Source organism: Microcoleus sp. B4-C1, from assembly GCF_036705285.1.
In the GTDB taxonomy this organism is placed as follows: Bacteria; Cyanobacteriota; Cyanobacteriia; order Cyanobacteriales; family Microcoleaceae; genus Microcoleus.
The window spans coordinates 18952-38570 of sequence record NZ_JAUBUC010000001.1 but is presented as its reverse complement, the minus strand read 5'-3'; the positions used below and the strand labels follow the sequence as shown (position 1 = coordinate 38570).

Sequence of the window (19619 nt, the reverse complement as noted above, 5' to 3'; positions counted from 1 at the left end):
CGGCTTCAGAAACAAAAAATGCGAGTATAACTATTCCACCTTTACCCAAAAATCAGCCGTGACAATTTGACCATTACGATTGAACTGCCCCCAAAGCTTATATTTTCCTGGTTGGGGGAAACTGGTCATAAAGTGAACCTCCCCTGCTGGAGTATCTTTCAAGGCATGAGCATGAATATAGTCGGCTTTTGTCAACGGTGATGACTGCTTGAGGATAACTAAGTGTCCTCTTTCCCCTAAATAGGGCTGTAAATCCTTCAGCGGTTGGTTGCTACTAGCATCTTGCAAATTGAAAATTAAGTTAACTCCTTGTCCAGCTTTTATTTGACGTTGAGAAAACGTGAGGTTAGCCTTAGTATTTCCCGAAGTTTTGGTGGTAGCCATGTCAACTTTGGACAGAGCTAAAGCTTGACCCGGAACTTGCATTTTTAAGACAGAAACTTGTTCTGATTTTTCGGCTGGTTTGTAATCACTGAACAACGTGTAACCACCTGAGCCGGGAAAATCCGTTTGAACTTCAAAGCGTCCATTTCCTTTATAGGTGGGGTGAATATGATTGAAATATTGGAGGTCATCGCTAACGACAATCAGGTGCATTAATTGTTCTTGGAATTTATCAAAATCAGCAATAGACTTTCCCTCTTTGTTTTGGACTTCAATTACCAAAGGTACGGGAGTTTTGGGCGCGATATTGGAGGGAACTGTCAGCTTAGCGATAGCATTCGCAGGTTCGGCATCTGAATGTCCCGAATGACCACCATCATGATGTTGTTCTCCAGCGTCATGGGTTTTGGAATCCTCCATATTATGACCCTCATGAAGATTTTTATTAGCTCCTGATGTCTGGGAATTATCCATTACATGACCCTCATGAGAACTTGTATTTGCCACTTGTGAGGCAGAAGAAGTTGATGTTTCGCCAGATTTCGTGCTTGAGGGTGAGGAGCAAGCTTGAGCTAGGATGAGAGTTGAAGTGATAGCAATTGCAGTTAAAAATGGGTTCATTGTTTTCTCCAGTTAGTAAACTTGAGGTTGTCGATTTATCAGGGGTTCAGACTTTGCTGTTCTCGTTTGGAGTTTTTAGTTAAGGGCATTCTTGTAAATGAATCCTCTAAACTACTGATAAACTCCAGAGTTAAGATGAATATTTAGGATTGGCGGCTAGCCAAAAGCTAACCGCTGGCAGGAAAAAAAACTAAAAGGTTTACACGGATGGATAGCCAGCCGCAGCTATTGCTTCTTTGATTGCTGTTTCGGAGGCTTGAGTTTCTATGCTGACAAGTTTGGTTTTTGGATTGGCTTGAACCGAGGCAGTAGAATCAAGTGTTTGAATAACTTTGGTGATAGCATTCACGCAAGCAGAACAAGCCAGTTTAGGAACAGTTAGTTGCAGTACCATAGCCTTCAATTTCTAATCGATGGTGATTGATGGGTGAACTTTGTTGAGTAAATCAATCGTGAACTTACTCAACCTACTAATAACAGCTTAAATTCTCTATTCGACTGGAGAGTCAAGGGGGTAGCGAAAAAATATTGACAAATTTTTCCAGAATAAATCGACATATAAGTAGGTAGGCGGGAAAAATTATCTTTATGTAACGAAAAGCCTAGTGTAGTGATTGGATTTAAATTTAACACGTTGGGTACGGTAGTTTTTTCTTTCTCCTCTATCTAACTTCTACTCCCTGAATTACGGCGTAGGCAAGCTCTAGCTCATTGTCAAATATTTGCCCTGCTAATTCATCTTTTTTAATGTGTTGCAACTCTAATATTTAGGCAGGCAGAAAATATATAAACCCTGATTTTTTCACTTTGACCATAACTGTTGGACTTGCCTTAATCAGTGTATGGGGCCGTTGTCTTGAGCGATATTATTTTTTGATAAAAAACCAGTGTGTCAACTTCTATAACCTCCGTTGACACACCGATCGAAACAATTAAGTTATAGAAGAATTTACTTTTTTTGAATCAGAGGACAAATGATGGAATCAACCTTTTCTAGTAAGGTGGGCGAACCTGAAAGTAATCCTTCCAACTCTAGTTTGAGGATAAGTAGTTGCTGCATTTGTAGATCGATAGCGAGCAGTTTATCTTGCAACTGGACTTTGATGTGTTCACAAGGCAACTCTCCCCCATCGTGAACCGTCAATAATTCTTGAATCTCGGCTAAAGTTAATCCCAAAGTTTGGGCGCGTTTAATAAACCTTAGCCGAGTCAAAATATCAGAATTAAATAATCTATATTTCCCTTCGGTTCTGCCTGATGCCTTGATTAAACCGAGTTCCTCATAGTAGCGAATGGTTTTGATCGGTACGCCGCTTTCCTTCGCAACTAAACCAATGAGTTTTTGCTTTTCTTGAACTAACATACTCATTTCCTCTACTGAATCCAACTCTAAGCTTATGATAAACTATCCAGTGGGATGGAGAGTCAAGAGGGGCTAGAAATTTTTTTGAATGCCTGAGTGGCGATCGCCTGAATGTCGCAACTTTGGGTAGCAGTAGGCGTTTGGACAAACCATTCGAGCGATCGCACTTGGTTGACGGTCAGTTATTTAAGGCTTGAGCAGCCATTTCATCTGGGTCAGAGACGTTAGCGGCTTGCACTTCTATGGTACCGCGAAACATATTCATGCCACAACTAAAAGTGTGGTTTCCTACGTCTTCGGGAGTGAATTCAATGGTTGTTACTTGATTCAAAGACAAATCGGTAGCAATGCCAAAATCGGGAATCAGCACTTTCGCTAAACAAGCACTAGAAGTTTCACGTAAAAAGTGGAGTTGAACGGGTTTACCTGCTTTAACTACCAGATGATTGGGCGTGTAGCCTTTGTTAACAATGATACTCACTTTCTGGATGCCCTGGTCAACAGTTGGATTGATTTGCATAGCTTCAGCGTCAATTATTGTTTCAGGCTGATGTGTTGACATGGATGAATTGAACTGGGATTCTGTTAGTGTTTGAGGTTCCTCGAACCCCGTTGATTCAAGTTGTGGGTCTTCGGTGGCGATAATTTCGCCTCGAAACATATTCATGCCACAGCTAAAGACATAACTGCCAGCTTTTTTAGGTGTGAATTCAACAGAGGTTACTTGATTCAGATGCAAATCTGCTGCAATATGAAAATCTGGAATTAAGACTTGTTCCAAACAACTGCTAGGATCTTGGCGGTGAAAGTTAAGACGCACGGGTTGTCCAGCTTGCACAACAATGCGGCTGGGTTCATAGCCACCATCAACGGTGACGGTTACTTCTTGAATTCCTCCACTGGCTGTAACTGCTTTCTGAGATTTGGGTTTGCTAAGGAGAAACCACCAAAGTTCTAAACTAATTAACCCGATTCCAGCCAAAGTAACTAAAATCTTGTTACTTAAGGGTTGTTCAATGCGCTGAAACTGACTTTTTTGCTGTGTTTGAGTTTGGTGTGTTTCATGGGTATTTTGCGCTATTCCTTCACCAGATAACATTCCTAGTACAACCCCCAGACTAGCAATAGTACCGATAATTGTTGTTTTGCCGATCATTTGAAAACCTCCTAAAAAATACACAAGATTATGGGAGTAAGAGCGGGTTTTGAACAAAGGTATTTAGTGAATTTCCTTCGTGATTGACTAAACCCGCGCTATCGTTCGATGTTTCATTCATCAGAGTGCAAAAATAGGCTACGTTAACACTCCAAAAATTGAACCGGAAATTACCCCAAGCAGAAATCCAAATCCTGCTAATGTTCCTAGAAATGTAAGTTGCTTGTTCATCATTATTCCCTCTTAAGCACGAATCAAATTAGCCAACATTTTTGGGTCGAAAGTTACGGAGACGCAACGCATTTGTTACTACAGAAACGGAACTAAATGCCATTGCTGCCCCGGCAATAATTGGATTGAGGAGCCATCCAAAAATCGGGAAAAGAATTCCGGCGGCGATCGGAATGCCTGCCACATTGTAGACAAAGGCAAAAAACAGATTTTGTTTGATGTTTTGGATCGTAGCGCGAGACAGTTGGATGGCAGTAACAATGCCTTGTAAGTCACCAGAAATTAGAGTGATATCGCTAGCTGCGATCGCGACATCTGTTCCTGTGCCAATTGCCATGCCTACGTCAGCTTGAGCAAGTGCAGGTGCATCATTGATTCCATCCCCCACCATTGCGACAATTTTTCCCTCTGCCTGAAGATTTTCGATTTGAGCGACTTTTTGATCGGGACGAACTTCTGCAATAACTCGTTTGATGCCGACTTCCTGCGCTATGACTTCTGCCGTGCGACGGTTATCACCTGTTAGCATTACCACTTCTAATCCCATCTTTTGTAAAGTGCGAATTGCGACAACAGAAGATGGTTTTACGGCATCGGCAATGCCCATAATTCCTTCTACTTTGCCATTTATGGCAATCCAGATAACCGTCTTACCGAGATATTCCAATCGATCCCACGGTGGCTGCAAACTACTGGTATCAATTCCCAATTCGTTCATCCAACGATGAGTTCCAATTTGCACCGATTGATTGGATACATACCCTTGCACACCACTGCCTGCGTGAGCCTCGAACTCCCGTGAATCCGTCAACTCCACTCCTTGAGATTGGGCATATTGCACCACCGCTTCTGCCAGAGGATGTTCTGAATTCCGTTCGACGGATGCAGCGAGGCGCAGAAGTTTTAGCTCGTTACCATTGGCGGTACCATTAACCGTTATAAAGTCCGTTACAGTGGGTTTACCTTGGGTAATCGTGCCTGTTTTGTCTAAAACAACAGTTTGCAGTTTGTGCGCCAGTTCTAAACTATCTGCACCTTTAATCAAAATTCCGTTTTCTGCCCCTTTACCTGTACCCACCATGATCGAGGTTGGCGTGGCTAAGCCAAGCGCACAGGGACAAGCAATAATCAGCACGCCCACGGTGGTAATCAATGCCATTGTGACGTTGCCCATGATGTTGTACCAAATGATGAAGGTAGCGATCGCAATGGCAATCACAACAGGGACAAACCATCCCGTAACGCGATCGGCTAATCGCTGAATCGGTGCCTTGGAGCCTTGCGCTTGCTGCACCAGTTTAACGATTTGCGCCAAAAACGTATCTTTACCCACTCGTGTGGCTCGGAATTTGAAGCTTCCAGTCTTGTTAATAGTCGCTCCAATCACTTCATCACCAGGCTGCTTTTTCACGGGTACACTTTCACCCGTCACCATTGCCTCATCAATCGTTGAGGAGCCATCAATAATCTCGCCATCCACGGGAATCTTTTCACCCGGACGAACTAGAATGACATCTTCCAACACTACCTCAGCGATGGGAATGTCCACTTCTCGTCCATTACGAATTACCCGCGCCGTTTTTGCCTGCAAACCCATAAGAGAACGAATTGCTTCTGAGGTTTGTCCCTTAGCGCGGTTTTCCAACAGTCGTCCTAGCAAGAGCAATGCAATAATTACAGATGCCGCTTCAAAGTACACATCTGGTTTAAGACCCTGACTGATAAACCACTGGGGAGAGAAGGTGGGAAATAGAGAATAGAGGTAAGCTGCCCCTGTCCCGATCGCTACTAGCGTATCCATTGTCGCGGTATGACGCTTCAAGGCTTTCCAGGCATTGATGTAGAAAGACCTACCCGCCCAAAACAATACTGGAGTAGTGAGTACAAGTTGTAGCCAGGGATGGTGCAGCCACATGGGAATCAAGGGAATAGGCAATCCCGTCATCGCAGGCAGCGAGCCAATCACGATAACGGCGCTGATAATACCGCTAACCCACACCTTGCGGGTCAAGTCCTGATTTTCACTTTGCCGCGCCTGCCGTTCTGCATCATCTTCTGGGGCAAGTACATCATCTTGCATCGGCAGAGCAGAATATCCAGCCGCATCCACGGCATCCTGAATCGCTGCTACATCAGTTTGGCTGGGATTATAGGTAACGCTGGCTTGTTCAGCTCCAAAATTAACATTGCACGTCTCAACTCCCGGAACTGAGCGGATTGCCTCTTCGATGTTACTTGCACAAGAGGCACAACTCATGCCTCGCAGTTTCATAGTGGCGTTTTCCATACAAAATCTCCTTATTTTCATCCTTAAAATGGGTCTGAGAAATCTTTAGTGACAGGTAACGGGATAACCTGCCACTGTAATTGCCTCTGTAATGGCGGCTTCAGATGCTTGAGTTTGGATATTGACCAGTTTGGTTTTGGGATCTGCCTGAACATTTGCGGCGGCATCTACTGTCTTGATGGCTTTGGTAATGGTTTCGCCACAAGCTGAACACGCCATGTTAGGGACTTTTAGCTGTAGTGTCATGGTTGTATTTTTCCTTTCCTTTGAGGGGTTAATCCTATCTTGCAGTATCCAGTCCACTGGAGTGTCAAGGGGGAATGAAAAGAAATTTTTGAGAACCTCTAAAAAGGAGAAATCAACACCCTGGACACCATGATCTGCTGTCTCTTGAATCCCTAGGGCGTGTTTTCAAAGTCGGTGTATCCTAGATTGGGGCGCCGATCGCACGCAGGGAGTCATGCTTCCCTTCAATCAAGGCCAAGTGTGGACCTGTCCCTTCTGCGCCAATACGGTTCAGTTAAGGGCTATGCAGTGCTTAAAACAATAAATACAGGAGGATTCATTATTATTCCAGTACCTCTGTGTTTAACTTGTTTAGAGCGAAATTTTGAGACAGGCTTTTTCACAACTCTTGGGTTGTTTCTATGAACCATTTCAGGTAGAAGTTGGTCAAGTATCTCTAAAGTTAACCAATTCAAAAGAAGAGAATTTCTTGTGGTTGTAACCGCTGGAATTTTGGCAGAGCACGACGAATCACTCGTAATGTTCCAGTAAAAGACAGACGCAATGGTGAAACACCGGCACTGCTTGCAGCTTGAAAAATTAATGACCGTACAGCTCTTCGGTCCTAGTAGTAAACCATAAATTTCTTGTACCACTTCTTTCGGTCTTTGAGAACGAATATGAGTTTTTCTTCCCAATAAATGTACTTTGACTTCATCAATAGTATTCTCGACTTCCCAACGTTGATGATATTCACAAGCAAGTGACTGGGCTGGAAATTTTTCAGCGTCCAACAAGCTCGTAATTAAACGATATCTAATTTGTGTGACTGGGTGTTCGGGAGCCTCAATTGTGTACTCAATTACTCTTACCTGTATGGGCTTAAATCTTTTTTTTCTTAGTTTGCCTGATGGATAAATCTTTCCTCAAATATGAACCATCATCTAATAGTGTTTGGTTTAAGAATTTAACGTTGGATGGAATTCGCACTCTTCTACTCACAACCTTTACTGACTGTAGCTTCTACCATCGCATAAGAATGTAAGCCTCTATCCCACATCAATAGCATTCCTGGCGTTACTGAGCGTAACAACTTTAACGCTCTTACTCTTTCTCCCATTTTATATGGACACATTAAGGCATCAAATATTAAATGTGTTCCTGCCTCTACCGCAATCGCAGATTACTAGAAAATAGTCTGCAATAACAGCCAACTATTTAATCCTACTATAATACTAGCCACTAACCAAGCTAAGGCTTTCAGCCAAAATGGATTCACAAACTCTCCCATTAAGTTGCGGTTTGAGGTAAACATTACCAAGGGAATTACTGCAAAGGGTAATTGCAAACTGAGAATCACTTGACTGAAAACCAGTAAATTAGTTGTACTGCCTTCACCAAACAAGATAATTACGATCAAAGCCGGCACAATTGCAATCAGTCGAGTCAGCAAGCGCCGCAACCAAGGTCGCAGCCGAAAATTTAGAAACCCTTCCATCACAATCTGTCCTGCTAAAGTTGCTGTCAAGGTTGAGTTCTGCCCCGAAGCCAATAAAGCAAAGGCAAAAATTGCACTAGCAGAACCCACACCCAGTACCGGAGAAAGCAGTTTGTAAGCATCTTGAATTTCTGCTACTTCTTGATACCCGGAAAAATGAAAGCTTGCAGCCGACAATATCAGAATTGCTGAATTAATAAACAAAGCTATTGACAGCGCTACGGTGGAATCAATTGTGCCAAATTTAATTGCTTCCCATTTTTTATCAGCAGTTTCTTCCCAAGAGCGAGTTTGCACGATCGACGAATGCAAGTAAAGATTGTGCGGCATCACAGTTGCCCCCAAAATACCCACCGCAATATAAAGCATTGCCTGATTTTGCAAAATCTCTAGGCTGGGAACATAACCGAGTAAAACTCCTCCGGCATCAGGTTTTGCAAAAATCATTTCTGCAATAAAACAACCGCCAATAATTGCAATAATCGTAATCACCAAAGCTTCGATATAACGAAAGCCTTTTCCTTGTAAAAATAATACCATTATTACATCTAGCGCAGTGATGCACACTCCCCAAACTAAGGGAATACCAAATAGCAATTGCAGTCCGATCGCACTTCCAACAAGTTCAGCTAAATCGCAAGCAGAAATAGCAATTTCACAAAGTATCCACAGCAAAAAACTGACTCGCGGACTGAAATAATCTCGACAAGCTTGTGCCAAATCTCGTCCCGTTGCCACTCCCAAACGCACGCAGAGTGATTGCAGCAAAATTGCCATCAAATTAGATAGCAAAATCACACTTAATAGCGCATAGCCAAACTTGGCTCCCCCCGCTAAGTCAGTCGCCCAGTTTCCGGGGTCCATGTAACCCACTGAAACCAAATATCCCGGCCCTGCGTAGGCCAGCATTTTACGCCAGAAACCTTTGCTGTTGGGAACGGGGACGCTGCGGTGGACTTCAGGAAGGCTGGGTCTGTTTTCGGGGTGAGTCATTGGTTTTATTGTTAAATAATTTTCATATTATTTTCATAATCTCACAAATTCTGTTAAATTTCATCAGTCGTATTGCTCAAAATCCGCCAAAGTTGCAAGAAATATGAAGTTGTGTATTTTTTATCTAACACTCCAGGTAATGTGAATGCAGCAACAGAATGTGTGATATGCTCTGAATATCAAATCGGTTCTGGTGAGGAACAGCCACCAGAGGTAACGGGGAAAGTTCGGTGTAAGTCCGGCACTGTCCCGCAACTGTGAAGGAGACAAGTTCTCCAAGTCAGGATGCCCGCCGATGCCCAAATTTACTTTATTCATCTGCGAGGTACATGATGACTACTCAATCTTCTTCTTCTTCGGTTTGGCAACAAACGGCACGGTTGACGCTTTCAACACCCGTGCAAGCGACGCTCTACATCTCCCTATGCGCTTTGACTGTCTGGACTGTTTACTTTACAACTTATCCCGCCGTCCATAACAAGGTACACTCTCTGCGCCACCACACTTTGATGGTTAGTTGTCACTAAACAAGATTGTTTTTATTTGAGATATTGCAGTGCGATTCGTTTAACCTGTTGGGGCGGGTAAACCTGCGAGCTTTCTCAGAGTGCAGACAGGTTAAATAAACCCGCCCCCACCCCGCGCGAGATTCCTTAAAAGTCCAGAATTAAAATGTCAAAATTAAAGTTTTCTGCGCTCATCAGTGCTGTCTGCATGATGAGTATCTTTTTCTATGGTTGGGTAGGGTTTTCGCAGTCTCCACAATCAACTGTGCGACTGACTTCTGAACCCCCAATCAGCCAGATTTTACCCTTTGAAGCCGAGGCAACTACACCTTTATCTCCAGTGTCGTTAAAGCTGCAAGCTTTAGATGCAGCGGGGATTCCTTTAGAGAATGCTCGAATTAGTTTGACAATTTTAACTCCGCCTAAAAATCATTGGTTTACCACCGATTTTCCGATCGTGGAGGGAACAAAGTTGCTGGATATAGAGGCTGTTGCAGCTAAAGGTGAGTTACAAATCCAGCAAATGCTGCCCATTAGGGGAAATTATCAATTGTTAGCAAAGGTGACTCCGATCGCAGAAAATGCTTTTACTCCTATTCAGCAAACTTTAACACTATCCGTGCCGGAAAACGGGGTGAAGTATCGCAATTTTGGGATTTTAGCTGTGATTTTGTTGGTTGTTGGGCTAGGTGGCGGCTTGGCGATTGGAGGAAAGCCCAAAATCCAAGCAGGAGAAATAGCGCCTGAAAGAGTGCGATTGCTGTTAAGTGGGGCGATAATAATTGCGATCGCTACCTTGTTATATGTTAATGTCAGTGCTGAAATTGCCCAGTCTGAGATGTCGATGCCAATGTCTCACATGACAGAATCTAAACCGACAGAAAAAACTAGCCCCATTGTGCAATCTCAGGGTTTACAGGTGCGACTTTCTGGAGATGTTAGTGCGACAGTAGGGAAAGCTGCTAATTTACAAGTTCAAGTCACCGATACCAAAACAAATCAGCCAGTCACAGATGTATTGTTCAATGTTAAAGTCACCCAACTCGAAAATGATTGGATTGCTTTTGCCTACAAAGGTGTCCCGGATGCAGCCGGAAAACTGATATGGCAAGAGCAGTTTTTTGATGGCGCACCTCACAAAGTAGAGGTAGAAGTTTCTCCCCAACCCAACGGGGCCCGTCAGTTTTCACCATTCCAGGTTTTACAAAGTATTGAAGTTGAGGGAGTCGCGCCTCCTCTTTCAGTGCGGTTGACTGTTTTAGCTTACTTTACAGGCATTGTAATCGCGGGGATGGCGATCGGATTTGGATTGCAGCGCCGTTTGCTTGGGCTGCGGGTGAGAGTAGGGCGCATTTAACCGGATTTCGGATAATTTAATTTAAGTGCGATCGACTATGATTAAGTCGATCGCCAGAAATCACTCTTGTCAACGTTCCTGATTTGAGAGCTCTTTAAATTCGCGAGTTCCCTGATAGCCAGATAAATCCGCTAACTCCTGCAAAGATTTTTGCCCTTGGTAAAACTTACCGTTAATTTCCCAAGTGGGAGTCCCTTGAATCTTCGCAGCTTCGCAAAGATCCCGCCGAGCATTTTTCCCTTGAGGATTGCACTCAATATAATTGATAATGCCCGCCGCTTCTTTGCCGAAACTTGCTTTCTGTGCTTGACAATGATCGCAGGTAAAAGAGCCGTACATTTTAGCACCCACTATTTTTAAATGCTGCGCTAAAGCAATTTCTGAAGTACCGGAAGATGTCGTAGTCTTGATGCTAGTCTCGTTAGCTGTACCGAGATTATTCACATCGGCATAAAGAGCCAGAGAGGAAATCAGCACTAACATAGACACCACAATTCCTATAAAAAATAGTTGCCCGATATCATCCCATTCGCGACCTATTAATGCTAAGACAAACAAGCTAGTTGCAAACAAAGCAGATGCAATACAGTAAATACAAGCTGCTTTAATATCAACAGCCAGTACATACATCAGATAGCCGCTGAAAATCGTCATAGCTGTGCTACCAGCAAACAGAAATAGTCCCGTCCAAGACTCTAACTTAGAGCGGAGACTCTTCTGTTCTGCGGGATTGACCAATAGGGGAGCTACGGCAAAAACTATCATGCTCAAATAGCCCAAAAAACCGAACAAAGAAAGAGGCAAACCAAAGACATAGGCATAAGGACTCGAAAGCACGATATCGCAGCCTTCGATCGGACAAACTGCCGTTCCGTTGGATAACTTAACCACTGTTAGATAAGCAGTGATCGCAGCCCCTATCGAGGCAATTCCTGCCGTGAGCGGACGAGAATAGCGGTGAATCCAAGGCATGGAACGTTGACGACGCATAATATTTTTTCCTGTGCTGGATATTTCCCAAGACTAAATTGTATTACCAACCATTTTACACTTTGATGAAATAAGCCACAATTCCTAGAAGGATTAATACTGCTCCGGTTAATCCTTGTTCGTGAGCCTCGAAAAAATGCAGCTTTTCTTCTAAAGCATTAACTCCTTTCATTCCCAAGTCTACTAGCAAAACCATTCCCAAAACTGTCACAACTAAGTAGACCACAGAAACTACAAGTATGCCGCTCAAACCAATCGTTCCTGCTGAAAAAAAATAGGCTTCTATTTCGATGCAAGGCGAGAAAAACATTCCTGTTCCTAAAACAGCTAGGATTTGAAATTGCGATCGCTTGGTAGTTAAATTAACTGTTTCCGCGTGATGGTGGTGGTGCCTGCGAGAACTATCTAACTCTGCCAAAAGATAGATAATTCCTAAAACTAATAAAACTAAAGGCGCAATTATTTCAGCGGCCTCTACATAGGTAGCAGCGAACTTGTAACCGAATAAGCCGACGACAATTCCAATTAGGATAATGCTGAGGGTATGAGCAACTCCTGTAATTACTGTAGCCCGCAAAGTTTCGCTGCGAGACCAATTTTCAGTTTTACCAATCGCAATTAAAGGCATCCAGTGGTTGGGAATTAATGCGTGAATAATACTAAGAGCTAGACTTCCCAACAGAATTTTGAGCATACTTTCCATTTGCTTTCCTCTACAAATTGCTACAAGGAGGAAGGAATTGCCCGCCCTCCTGGAGTTGTCAGCCGACTACTTTAAAACTCTAGTCGCATTGAAAATAGCTGCTAAAGCCACCCCAACATCAGCAAAAACTGCTTCCCACATTGTCGCTAAACCAAAAACACCCAAACCAATAAATATCGCTTTAATTGACAGGGCAAAAATGATATTTTGCCAAACAATATTGTGAGTTTTTCTGGCAATTTGGATGGCTTCAGCCACCTTGGAGGGTGCATCTGACATAATTACAACATCGGCAGTTTCGATCGCCGCATCCGAACCCAAACCTCCCATTGCTATGCCCACATCAGCTCTAGCAAGTACGGGTGCATCATTAATTCCATCCCCGACGAAGATAATTTTATCGCCTTTTTTAGATTGGGAGATCAGTTTTTCGATCGCCTCTACTTTTCCTTCAGGTAATAACTCAGCTAAGTAGGAATCTAAACCGAGCTTTTTCGCAACACTCTCAGCTACAGCTTGATTATCTCCTGTGAGCATCACGATTCGCTCAACACCCAGTTTCTTGAGGTCGCGAATAGCCTGTACAGCGTCTTCCTTAAGCTCGTCAGCAATCAAAATATACCCAGCGTAGCGGTTGTCTACCCCTAAATGTACGATCGTACCTTCAGCATTGCAGACATCGTGAGGGATATTTTCTCGGTGCAGCAAACGGTCATTTCCGGCAAGCACAATTTGATTATTTACTTTCGCCCGAATGCCGTGCCCCGCTATTTCTTCGTAATCTTTCACATCCGATGAATCTATTTTTCCGCCGTAAGCTTCCATAATAGATTTCGCGACTGGGTGATTGGATTGAGATTCTACTTTAGCCGCTATTGCCATCAACTCTGTTTGGGAAAAACCATTTTTAGGCACAATTTGTGCTACTTTAAAAACTCCTTTTGTCAAAGTTCCTGTTTTATCCAAAACAACTGTCTTGACTGCTGTCAGAGTATCTAGAAAAGTCGAGCCTTTAACCAAAATCCCGCGCTTGGCTGCACCGCCAATTCCCCCAAAGTATCCCAGAGGAATGCTAATCACCAATCCGCAAGGGCAGGAAATAACTAACAAGACTAGGGCGCGGTAAACCCACAAAAATCTGTCTGCATTAGTTGCTCCTGAAATGAACAAAGGCGGAATTAAAGCCACTGCTAGCGATGCAAAGACTACAAAGGGCGTGTAGTAACTGGCAAATTTGCTGATCATCTTCTCAGTCTCAGCTTTTTTGCTTCTGGCATTTTCTACTAATTCCAGAATTCGGGAGATTGAAGATTCACCGAAGAGTTTAGTAACTTTGACGGTGAGAACTCCTGTCTGGTTAATTGTTCCTGCTAAAACTGTTTCTCCAACTTTCACGGTTCGAGGTACTGATTCTCCAGTTAGTGCAGACGTGTCAAGCTGAGAATTGCCGTCTATAATTTCACCGTCTAAGGGAATTTTTTCTCCCGGTTTGACAAGGATGATATCGCCGATGACTACTGTTTCTGGTGCAACTTTTTTAATGTCGCCGTTGTCCTTGAGGTTGGCATAATCTGGGCGAATTTCTAAAAGCGATTTGATCGATTGACGCGATCGCCCTACAGCAAATTCTTGAAAAAGTTCTCCGATTTTGAAAAACAACATCACCCCGACTGCTTCAGGGAGTTTGTGAATGGCTACAGCGCCGAGTGTTGCTATAGTCATTAAGAAATTTTCATCAAAAAATCGACCTCGCAGAATGTTGCGACCCGCACTGGTTAAAACATTCCATCCGCTTAAAAGATAGGCTGGGATGAAAACCAGATATTCACCTATAGAATAGGGCGTGTTGTGCAGTTTTTCTTCAAAAATTAAACCGCCAACAAATAGGACAACAACCGATATCACAGGAATCAATTCTTGCTTCAGGTTAAAATCTCCGTTCCCGTGGTTGTGGCTGTGGTCATGGTTATGATTCTCATTACTGAGATCGGGGCGATCGTCGTGACTGCAACTACAGCAGCCGGAATCTGATGCTTTTGTCTTTTTCATGATGCCTCCTAGATGGAAAAACATAATTAACTTATGAACATATATTCATACTATATCTCCAAAGCTAACAATTTGGTAAATTATTGAGTTAAAAGTTTGGCTGCTAGTTAGCTCAAGTTTGCGGTCACAAGTTGCGATCGAGAGTAAGAATTATTATCGTTTTGCTCATGTTAAGTAAAAATTATTGACTCATATTATTTGCTTGCCTGTGTCACATCCCATTGCTTGGTTTACCATTGCTGCATTTTTGACGCTTTGACTATCCACGATGGCTTCAGACGGACTCACCGCTCGGTTGTGGCTAACTTTAACCCAGGCTCTAAGTCGGTCATGTAGCCTCAGCAAAGTTCCGTCTTTACGCCAGGTGCAGAAGTAGCGATAGACGCTCTGCCAAAGTGGGAAGTCTCCCGATAAGTCACGCCAAGTACAGCCTTGGGTTAACAGGTAAAAGATTGCATTCAGGACATTCCACACCTCAACCTTGGGTGACGATCCCTAGATGTTGGAGGTGAAATAAAAGGTTCAATCAACTCCCATTGTTCCAAAGTAAAGTTGCTGGAGTACATTTTACTCATAGCTATTTTTGGTACTGTTTCTATGTCTCGGCGATGAAAAAACTAAAACGAAGCGAGAAACGTTCAAATCGTTGCTGCAAAACCTGTTAAGCGGTATTACTACAGCCGTTGTTGCTTCATTCTGTCACGTTGTGTATCTCGAATAATACTGATTCCACCCCAAACGACTAGGCTTGCGATTCCCAATCCAACAATTAAATCAGGAAACCGAGAATTAAATAGAGTGACTAGGAAACCTGCGACGATCACACTAAAATTTGCAATTACATCATTCTGCGTAAATATCCAACTTGCCCGCATATGTACCTCACCCTTACGATGCTTTGAGAGAAGGTACAAACCATAACTGTTAGCAATCAGGGCCAAAAAAGCCATTGCCATCATCCAACCTGATTCCGGTGAACTTCCCCAAACAAACCGTCGAATCACATCGACGACAACCATCACGGCTAACGTGATCTGAAAAATACCACTTAGAGTCGCTGCACGATTCTTGTGATGCGCCGATTTGCCAACTGCATACAGCGACATCGTGTAAACTGAAGCATCTGCAAACATATCTAATGAGTCTGCAACTAAGGCAGTTGAATCCGCTAAAACTCCTGCCACAATTCCGACGACAAACATTGTGCCATTGATAAGTAACAGAATTCGCAACGTTTTACGCTCGGCTGCGTTCTTGGCTTCCATGTGACATCCACAGTCTGACATCGTGCCTCCTGTTTAGCTTGTTGTTATTCGTTCTCTGAGCAGTTGTAGCGGGTACATTCATAAACTCCTTTTGCTACATCAGCCAGTAACTCTTCAACCATTTCCAAAATCTCAGCAACTCGTGCATCGGCGAGTTGATAACTGGTGTACCGTCCTTGCTGCAGGGTGTTTACCAGACCGCAATCACGGAGACAGCCCAAGTGGTTTGAGGTGTTAGATTGCGATAGCCCGGTTGCTTCAACAATTTCACTCACGGTCATTGGACGCGATCGCAGCACGTCCAAAATCGCCAATCGTGATGGATCGGAAAACCCACGAAAGAGTTTTGCTTTCAAGCGAGTGGACTGGGATTGAGCAGAGACAATCATATGCTTAGCTTCAATACAAAGCTCTTTTATATCATCATATCAGCAACTAATGATATGTCAACACCTGAAAGCTTATTTATACCCTTACGTGAGCAGCGTCGCAGTTCCCACATCCGCTATTGCCCAAGCCGGAGCATCGTTAATCCCATCTCCCAGCATCGCTACAATTTTCCCTGGTGCTTGCAGTGTTTAGATTTGAGCTGCTTTTGGGTCTAGTCCAACTTCAGCAAAAACGCGCTGGATACCAGCAGAAGGGGCCATCGACTCAACTCATGCCTTGGAGTTTGACTGTGAGGTGATCCATATATGCACTCTGAAATTGGGAATGGGTAATATTCTGACTTCTGTCTTCAAGCGCCTGGATAGCCAACAGATGCGATCGCTTCCCTAACTTCATTTTCCGGTTTCACAGTTTGAATTGTCACCAACTTCGTCTTGAGATCGGCTTAAACAACGGCGGCTGAGTCAACTGCTTGGACTTCTCTAGTCCACTGGAGAGTTAATGGGGGATTGCGAAATTAATCAGGAATTATGGAAAAAGTGGTTTGACAGCCTACCCATAGGGTAAGGCGCGCACTGTGTACCCTACATAATTAGGTTATGAGTCCTGTAAATCTTAAATTTGAGTTCGATCGACAGCACAGCAATACTTATTTACAATTCCCAGTCGAAAATTTCATCCTAATTTCATTTATATGTGGAAAGCTGAAGATAAATAGTCGTTTTAAGCATATAAAATCTATGAAACCAATTTCATTAAAAACCGGCTTTGCAACGCTGATATTGACCGCCACAGCCGCCCTAACCAGCGGAGTGCTTGCAGCTTGTTCAAAAGCTCCTACAAGCCAAACTCAAGCCCCAAACGTTACGGCTGCAACCGAAGTGAACAACAAGCAAGACGCGGCACAAGGTGGCATGGGTGGCATGAATCATGGCATGAATCACAATATGTCAATGGATTTAGGCCCGGCTGATGCCGACTACGATTTGCGATTTATTGATGGCATGACACTGCACCATCAAGGTGCTGTAAACATGGCAAAAGAGGTACTCAATAAATCCAAACGCCCGGAAATGAAAAAAATAGCAAATGAGATGATTGCCGCTCAGAACCGCGAAATCAGTCAAATGAAAGAGTGGCGAAAAACTTGGTATGCCAAAGCCAGCAGTACGCCGATGGCTTATCACGCTCCAATGAGTCACACGATGGCAATGACTCCTGAACAAATGCAAAGCATGATGATGAGCATGGATTTAGGGGCCGCTGACGACCAATTTGACTTGCGATTTCTCAATGCGATGATTCCCCACCACGAAGGAGCTTTAGTGATGGCCCAAGATGCTTTGCAGAAGTCGAAGCGACCGGAAATAAAGAAATTGTCCCAAGAGATTGTGACTTCGCAAAAGCAAGAAATTGAGCAAATGAAACAGTGGCGGCAAGCTTGGTACAAACAGTAATACCATATTTCATCCTGATTTCATTTCAATCTGCCAAACTGATCTTTGAGTTCAGATTCTCCCCTACTCAATCATGCAATACTACCGCCGTGTCCGCTCCTCAGCACCGATAGTTCACTTTTCGGGAATACTCCTGACTCTTTTGTTATTCATCGAGTCCACCCCCGTTTTTGCCCACGCGGGACACGGAGATGAATTTAAGCACAGTGGCGAAACAAGTGAAACTCCTACTGCTATTTCTGTCGATGCCGAAACAGCAAAACGATTAGGAATTAAAGTTTCCCCTGCCGCTCGACAGCGACTAGATATCGGCATCAAAACCACCGGACAAATTGAAACTTTACCCAACGAAAAAGTAGAAGTGACGGCTCCGGTTGCTGGGAAAGTAGTAGAGTTACTGGTTAAGCCTGGGGACAAAGTATCAAAAGGTCAACCCGTTGCGGTTTTATCGAGTTCAGAATTAGGACAGTTGCGGGTTGAATCTCTCTCGAAACGTGCCGAAGCTGAGGCAGATTTGCAGCAAGCGGAAGGCGATCTAAAACTAGCACGGGAAAATTACGATCGCCAACTTCAAATATCCGCAGCAGAAATCGCCCAAGCCCAAACCCAATTAACAGCAGCAACCAAGCAGTACCAGCAAGAACAAGAATTAGTAAACAAGCGTTCAGTTGTGCAAGCCGCTAAAGAAAACTATCAGCGCCAAGTTGAAATAGCGCAAGCCGAAATAGCGCAGGCAGAAACTGAATTAACTGTGGCAAAAGAACAGTTCGAGCGCGACAAAGAATTAGTGGCATCTGGGGCGATCGCGCGGCGCACAATGCTGGAATCGCAAGCCCACTTCGCAGAAGCAAAAGCCACTGTTGCTAAGGCAAAAAGCCGTCCTGAAGTTATCAAAGCCCAAACCGAAATTAAACAAGCCGAAGTAGACCTCCCAATGCGGGAATTGCGGGAATCTCAAGGCAGAGTAGCAGAAGCCAAAGCTCAACTTACCAGAGCTCAGAGTCGCCGGGAAGTCCTAGAAGCCGAGAACCAACTCAAACGCGGCAAAACAGCCGTCGAAGTCGCTCAGTCGCGCATTCGCTTGGCTGACGCAGCCTATCAAGCCCGGCTGCAACAATTAGGAACTGTTGCCAACGATCGAGGACTCGTTACCGTAGTTGCTTCGATTTCGGGGACGGTAGCCGATCGCGAAATCACTCCAGGAGAGTCAGTAAACGCTGAAAAACCGTTGATGAGTCTCTTAAATGACAGCCGTGTTTTTGCCACCGCCAATATTTACGAAAAAGACCTAAATAAAGTAAAACAGGGTCAGGTAGTCAGGGTAAAAGTCGCTAATTTACCCGATCGCACTTTCAATGGAAAAATCGCCTTAATTGGGTCATCCGTGTCAGGAGAAACGCGGGTTGTGCCTGTGAAAGCAGAACTAGATAATATTAACGGCGAATTAAAGCCAGGACTATTTGCTGAGTTGGAGATTTTAACCAACAAAACTGCCACAAATATTTTAGCAATTCCGAGTGCGGCGGTAGTGGATGTTAGCGGTAAAAAAACCGTTTACCTCCAAAATGGCAATGCTTATCAAGCTGTTGAAATTGAACTCGGTCAAACTGCCGGAGATTTAGTTGAAGTTAAGAGTGGTTTATTTGAGGGAGATTTGATAGTAACGCAGCGAGCACCTCAACTTTACGCACAATCTTTGCGGGGCGGCAGCAAGCCCTCAAAAGACGAGGCAAAGAAAGAGGCAACTCCAAAGGCAACAGAGGTTAATTTTAATAATTTACCCGTGTCTTTCTGGTGGACGGGAATAGGGGGAGCAGTTGCGATCGTATCCCTGACTTTCACAGCCGGCGTGTTGTTGGGAAATCGGCGCAAATTGCCAGCATTAGCAGCGGATTCTGGAAACAATGCCGGAAACAATAGTTTTTCCGACTCTGCATCGCCGTTGCACAATGAACTGCTGTTACACAATAACAACCATCACGTTAAAGCTCAAGAGAAAGAAGTCAAGAGTTTGAAGTAAACAATTGCGTGAATATAGCAATTTAGTTTGCAGAAGTATCTATCTATAGCCTTTCTCAGTAAAATGAGGTGCTCATAGGGCATAGGGCATAGGCATAAGACTCGCCCCCATACCTCACCACGCT

Annotated in this window: 18 protein-coding genes, 2 pseudogenes and 1 riboswitch; of the genes and pseudogenes, 5 read left to right on the top strand and 15 right to left on the bottom strand. The window is 43.9% G+C overall.

What is annotated here, in order from left to right:
* Nucleotides 1-30: 30 nt before the first annotated feature.
* The 8 genes and pseudogenes from QUB26_RS00195 to QUB26_RS00160 all read right to left on the bottom strand — a co-directional run bounded on the left by QUB26_RS00195 (nucleotide 31) and on the right by QUB26_RS00160 (nucleotide 8758).
* Nucleotides 31-1005, bottom strand: coding sequence for a hypothetical protein (locus QUB26_RS00195; RefSeq protein ID WP_333151731.1), 975 nt, complete (start codon nucleotides 1003-1005; stop codon nucleotides 31-33).
* Nucleotides 1006-1204: 199 nt separating this feature from the next.
* Entirely contained in the window at nucleotides 1205-1399 is a 195-nt protein-coding gene (locus tag QUB26_RS00190) for a heavy-metal-associated domain-containing protein (RefSeq protein ID WP_015211780.1), read from the bottom strand.
* A gap of 555 nt (nucleotides 1400-1954) precedes the next feature.
* Complete coding sequence (locus QUB26_RS00185) at nucleotides 1955-2368, bottom strand: heavy metal-responsive transcriptional regulator (RefSeq protein ID WP_333151733.1); 414 nt, start codon at nucleotides 2366-2368, stop codon at nucleotides 1955-1957.
* A 178-nt stretch (nucleotides 2369-2546) separates the two neighbouring features.
* Nucleotides 2547-3524: a cupredoxin domain-containing protein gene (locus QUB26_RS00180; RefSeq protein ID WP_333151735.1), complete on the bottom strand. Its 978-nt coding sequence runs from the start codon at nucleotides 3522-3524 to the stop codon at nucleotides 2547-2549.
* A gap of 259 nt (nucleotides 3525-3783) precedes the next feature.
* Nucleotides 3784-6042 carry a heavy metal translocating P-type ATPase gene (locus tag QUB26_RS00175; protein ID WP_333151737.1) on the bottom strand — a complete coding sequence of 753 codons (2259 nt, stop codon included), beginning with the start codon at nucleotides 6040-6042 and terminating at the stop codon, nucleotides 3784-3786.
* Nucleotides 6043-6087: 45 nt separating this feature from the next.
* Entirely contained in the window at nucleotides 6088-6288 is a 201-nt protein-coding gene (locus tag QUB26_RS00170) for a heavy-metal-associated domain-containing protein (RefSeq protein WP_333151738.1), read from the bottom strand.
* A 451-nt stretch (nucleotides 6289-6739) separates the two neighbouring features.
* Nucleotides 6740-7444 (bottom strand): annotated as a pseudogene (locus tag QUB26_RS00165) (transposase); the annotation flags it as partial.
* Nucleotides 7445-7453: 9 nt separating this feature from the next.
* Entirely contained in the window at nucleotides 7454-8758 is a 1305-nt protein-coding gene (locus QUB26_RS00160; protein ID WP_333151740.1) for an Nramp family divalent metal transporter, read from the bottom strand.
* 168 nt (nucleotides 8759-8926) lie between these two features.
* Nucleotides 8927-9069, top strand: a riboswitch (cobalamin riboswitch).
* An 18-nt stretch (nucleotides 9070-9087) separates the two neighbouring features.
* Here QUB26_RS00160 and QUB26_RS00155 point away from each other — a divergent pair.
* Both QUB26_RS00155 and QUB26_RS00150 read left to right on the top strand, forming a co-directional pair.
* The gene (locus QUB26_RS00155; protein ID WP_333151742.1) at nucleotides 9088-9285 is read left to right on the top strand and encodes a CbtB-domain containing protein; all 198 of its coding nucleotides are present in this window, start codon (nucleotides 9088-9090) and stop codon (nucleotides 9283-9285) included.
* A 145-nt stretch (nucleotides 9286-9430) separates the two neighbouring features.
* Nucleotides 9431-10621 (top strand): hypothetical protein, encoded by a 1191-nt coding sequence (locus QUB26_RS00150; protein WP_333151745.1) that lies wholly within the window; start codon nucleotides 9431-9433, stop codon nucleotides 10619-10621.
* 69 nt (nucleotides 10622-10690) lie between these two features.
* Here QUB26_RS00150 and QUB26_RS00145 read toward each other — a convergent pair whose 3' ends face one another.
* The 6 genes and pseudogenes from QUB26_RS00145 to QUB26_RS00120 form a co-directional block, all read right to left on the bottom strand.
* Nucleotides 10691-11611, bottom strand: a complete 921-nt coding sequence (locus QUB26_RS00145) for a vitamin K epoxide reductase family protein (RefSeq protein ID WP_333151747.1) — start codon at nucleotides 11609-11611, stop codon at nucleotides 10691-10693.
* Nucleotides 11612-11666: 55 nt separating this feature from the next.
* Nucleotides 11667-12314 (bottom strand): hypothetical protein, encoded by a 648-nt coding sequence (locus QUB26_RS00140; protein ID WP_333151749.1) that lies wholly within the window; start codon nucleotides 12312-12314, stop codon nucleotides 11667-11669.
* 66 nt (nucleotides 12315-12380) lie between these two features.
* Complete coding sequence (locus QUB26_RS00135) at nucleotides 12381-14363, bottom strand: heavy metal translocating P-type ATPase (protein ID WP_333151751.1); 1983 nt, start codon at nucleotides 14361-14363, stop codon at nucleotides 12381-12383.
* A gap of 189 nt (nucleotides 14364-14552) precedes the next feature.
* Nucleotides 14553-14846 (bottom strand): annotated as a pseudogene (locus QUB26_RS00130) (transposase); the annotation flags it as partial.
* 191 nt (nucleotides 14847-15037) lie between these two features.
* Nucleotides 15038-15649: a cation transporter gene (locus QUB26_RS00125; RefSeq protein WP_333302394.1), complete on the bottom strand. Its 612-nt coding sequence runs from the start codon at nucleotides 15647-15649 to the stop codon at nucleotides 15038-15040.
* Between the two features lie 23 nt (nucleotides 15650-15672).
* Nucleotides 15673-16017, bottom strand: a complete 345-nt coding sequence (locus QUB26_RS00120; RefSeq protein WP_333151755.1) for a metalloregulator ArsR/SmtB family transcription factor — start codon at nucleotides 16015-16017, stop codon at nucleotides 15673-15675.
* A 49-nt stretch (nucleotides 16018-16066) separates the two neighbouring features.
* Here QUB26_RS00120 and QUB26_RS00115 point away from each other — a divergent pair, with 49 nt between their 5' ends.
* Nucleotides 16067-16210, top strand: coding sequence for a hypothetical protein (locus QUB26_RS00115; protein ID WP_333302392.1), 144 nt, complete (start codon nucleotides 16067-16069; stop codon nucleotides 16208-16210).
* Nucleotides 16211-16282: 72 nt separating this feature from the next.
* Here the strand turns inward: QUB26_RS00115 and QUB26_RS00110 are convergent, their stop codons facing one another.
* On the bottom strand, nucleotides 16283-16414 hold the full coding sequence (locus QUB26_RS00110; protein WP_333151757.1) for a hypothetical protein: 132 nt from the start codon (nucleotides 16412-16414) through the stop codon (nucleotides 16283-16285).
* 344 nt (nucleotides 16415-16758) lie between these two features.
* Here QUB26_RS00110 and QUB26_RS00105 point away from each other — a divergent pair, with 344 nt between their 5' ends.
* Both QUB26_RS00105 and QUB26_RS00100 read left to right on the top strand, forming a co-directional pair.
* A complete protein-coding gene (locus QUB26_RS00105; protein ID WP_333316043.1) occupies nucleotides 16759-17475 on the top strand; it encodes a DUF305 domain-containing protein in 717 nt (238 codons plus the stop codon).
* 73 nt (nucleotides 17476-17548) lie between these two features.
* Nucleotides 17549-19495 carry an efflux RND transporter periplasmic adaptor subunit gene (locus tag QUB26_RS00100; RefSeq protein WP_333316041.1) on the top strand — a complete coding sequence of 649 codons (1947 nt, stop codon included), beginning with the start codon at nucleotides 17549-17551 and terminating at the stop codon, nucleotides 19493-19495.
* Nucleotides 19496-19619: the final 124 nt, after the last annotated feature.

Excerpts from the sequence above, each read along its gene's own strand:
- QUB26_RS00170 (WP_333151738.1), bottom strand. The coding sequence starts at position 6,288 with ATGACACTACAGCTAAAAGTCCCTAACATGGCGTGTTCAGCTTGTGGC.
- QUB26_RS00190 (WP_015211780.1), bottom strand. The coding sequence starts at position 1,399 with ATGGTACTGCAACTAACTGTTCCTAAACTGGCTTGTTCTGCTTGCGTG.
- QUB26_RS00175 (WP_333151737.1), bottom strand. The coding sequence starts at position 6,042 with ATGGAAAACGCCACTATGAAACTGCGAGGCATGAGTTGTGCCTCTTGT.
- QUB26_RS00125 (WP_333302394.1), bottom strand. The coding sequence starts at position 15,649 with ATGTCAGACTGTGGATGTCACATGGAAGCCAAGAACGCAGCCGAGCGT.
- QUB26_RS00160 (WP_333151740.1), bottom strand. The coding sequence starts at position 8,758 with ATGACTCACCCCGAAAACAGACCCAGCCTTCCTGAAGTCCACCGCAGC.
- QUB26_RS00145 (WP_333151747.1), bottom strand. The coding sequence starts at position 11,611 with ATGCGTCGTCAACGTTCCATGCCTTGGATTCACCGCTATTCTCGTCCG.
- QUB26_RS00185 (WP_333151733.1), bottom strand. The coding sequence starts at position 2,368 with ATGTTAGTTCAAGAAAAGCAAAAACTCATTGGTTTAGTTGCGAAGGAA.
- QUB26_RS00155 (WP_333151742.1), top strand. The coding sequence starts at position 9,088 with ATGATGACTACTCAATCTTCTTCTTCTTCGGTTTGGCAACAAACGGCA.
- QUB26_RS00115 (WP_333302392.1), top strand. The coding sequence starts at position 16,067 with ATGATATGTCAACACCTGAAAGCTTATTTATACCCTTACGTGAGCAGC.
- QUB26_RS00140 (WP_333151749.1), bottom strand. The coding sequence starts at position 12,314 with ATGGAAAGTATGCTCAAAATTCTGTTGGGAAGTCTAGCTCTTAGTATT.
- QUB26_RS00105 (WP_333316043.1), top strand. The coding sequence starts at position 16,759 with ATGAAACCAATTTCATTAAAAACCGGCTTTGCAACGCTGATATTGACC.
- QUB26_RS00180 (WP_333151735.1), bottom strand. The coding sequence starts at position 3,524 with ATGATCGGCAAAACAACAATTATCGGTACTATTGCTAGTCTGGGGGTT.
- QUB26_RS00135 (WP_333151751.1), bottom strand. The coding sequence starts at position 14,363 with ATGAAAAAGACAAAAGCATCAGATTCCGGCTGCTGTAGTTGCAGTCAC.
- QUB26_RS00100 (WP_333316041.1), top strand. The coding sequence starts at position 17,549 with ATGCAATACTACCGCCGTGTCCGCTCCTCAGCACCGATAGTTCACTTT.
- QUB26_RS00110 (WP_333151757.1), bottom strand. The coding sequence starts at position 16,414 with ATGAAGTTAGGGAAGCGATCGCATCTGTTGGCTATCCAGGCGCTTGAA.
- QUB26_RS00120 (WP_333151755.1), bottom strand. The coding sequence starts at position 16,017 with ATGATTGTCTCTGCTCAATCCCAGTCCACTCGCTTGAAAGCAAAACTC.
- QUB26_RS00150 (WP_333151745.1), top strand. The coding sequence starts at position 9,431 with ATGTCAAAATTAAAGTTTTCTGCGCTCATCAGTGCTGTCTGCATGATG.
- QUB26_RS00195 (WP_333151731.1), bottom strand. The coding sequence starts at position 1,005 with ATGAACCCATTTTTAACTGCAATTGCTATCACTTCAACTCTCATCCTA.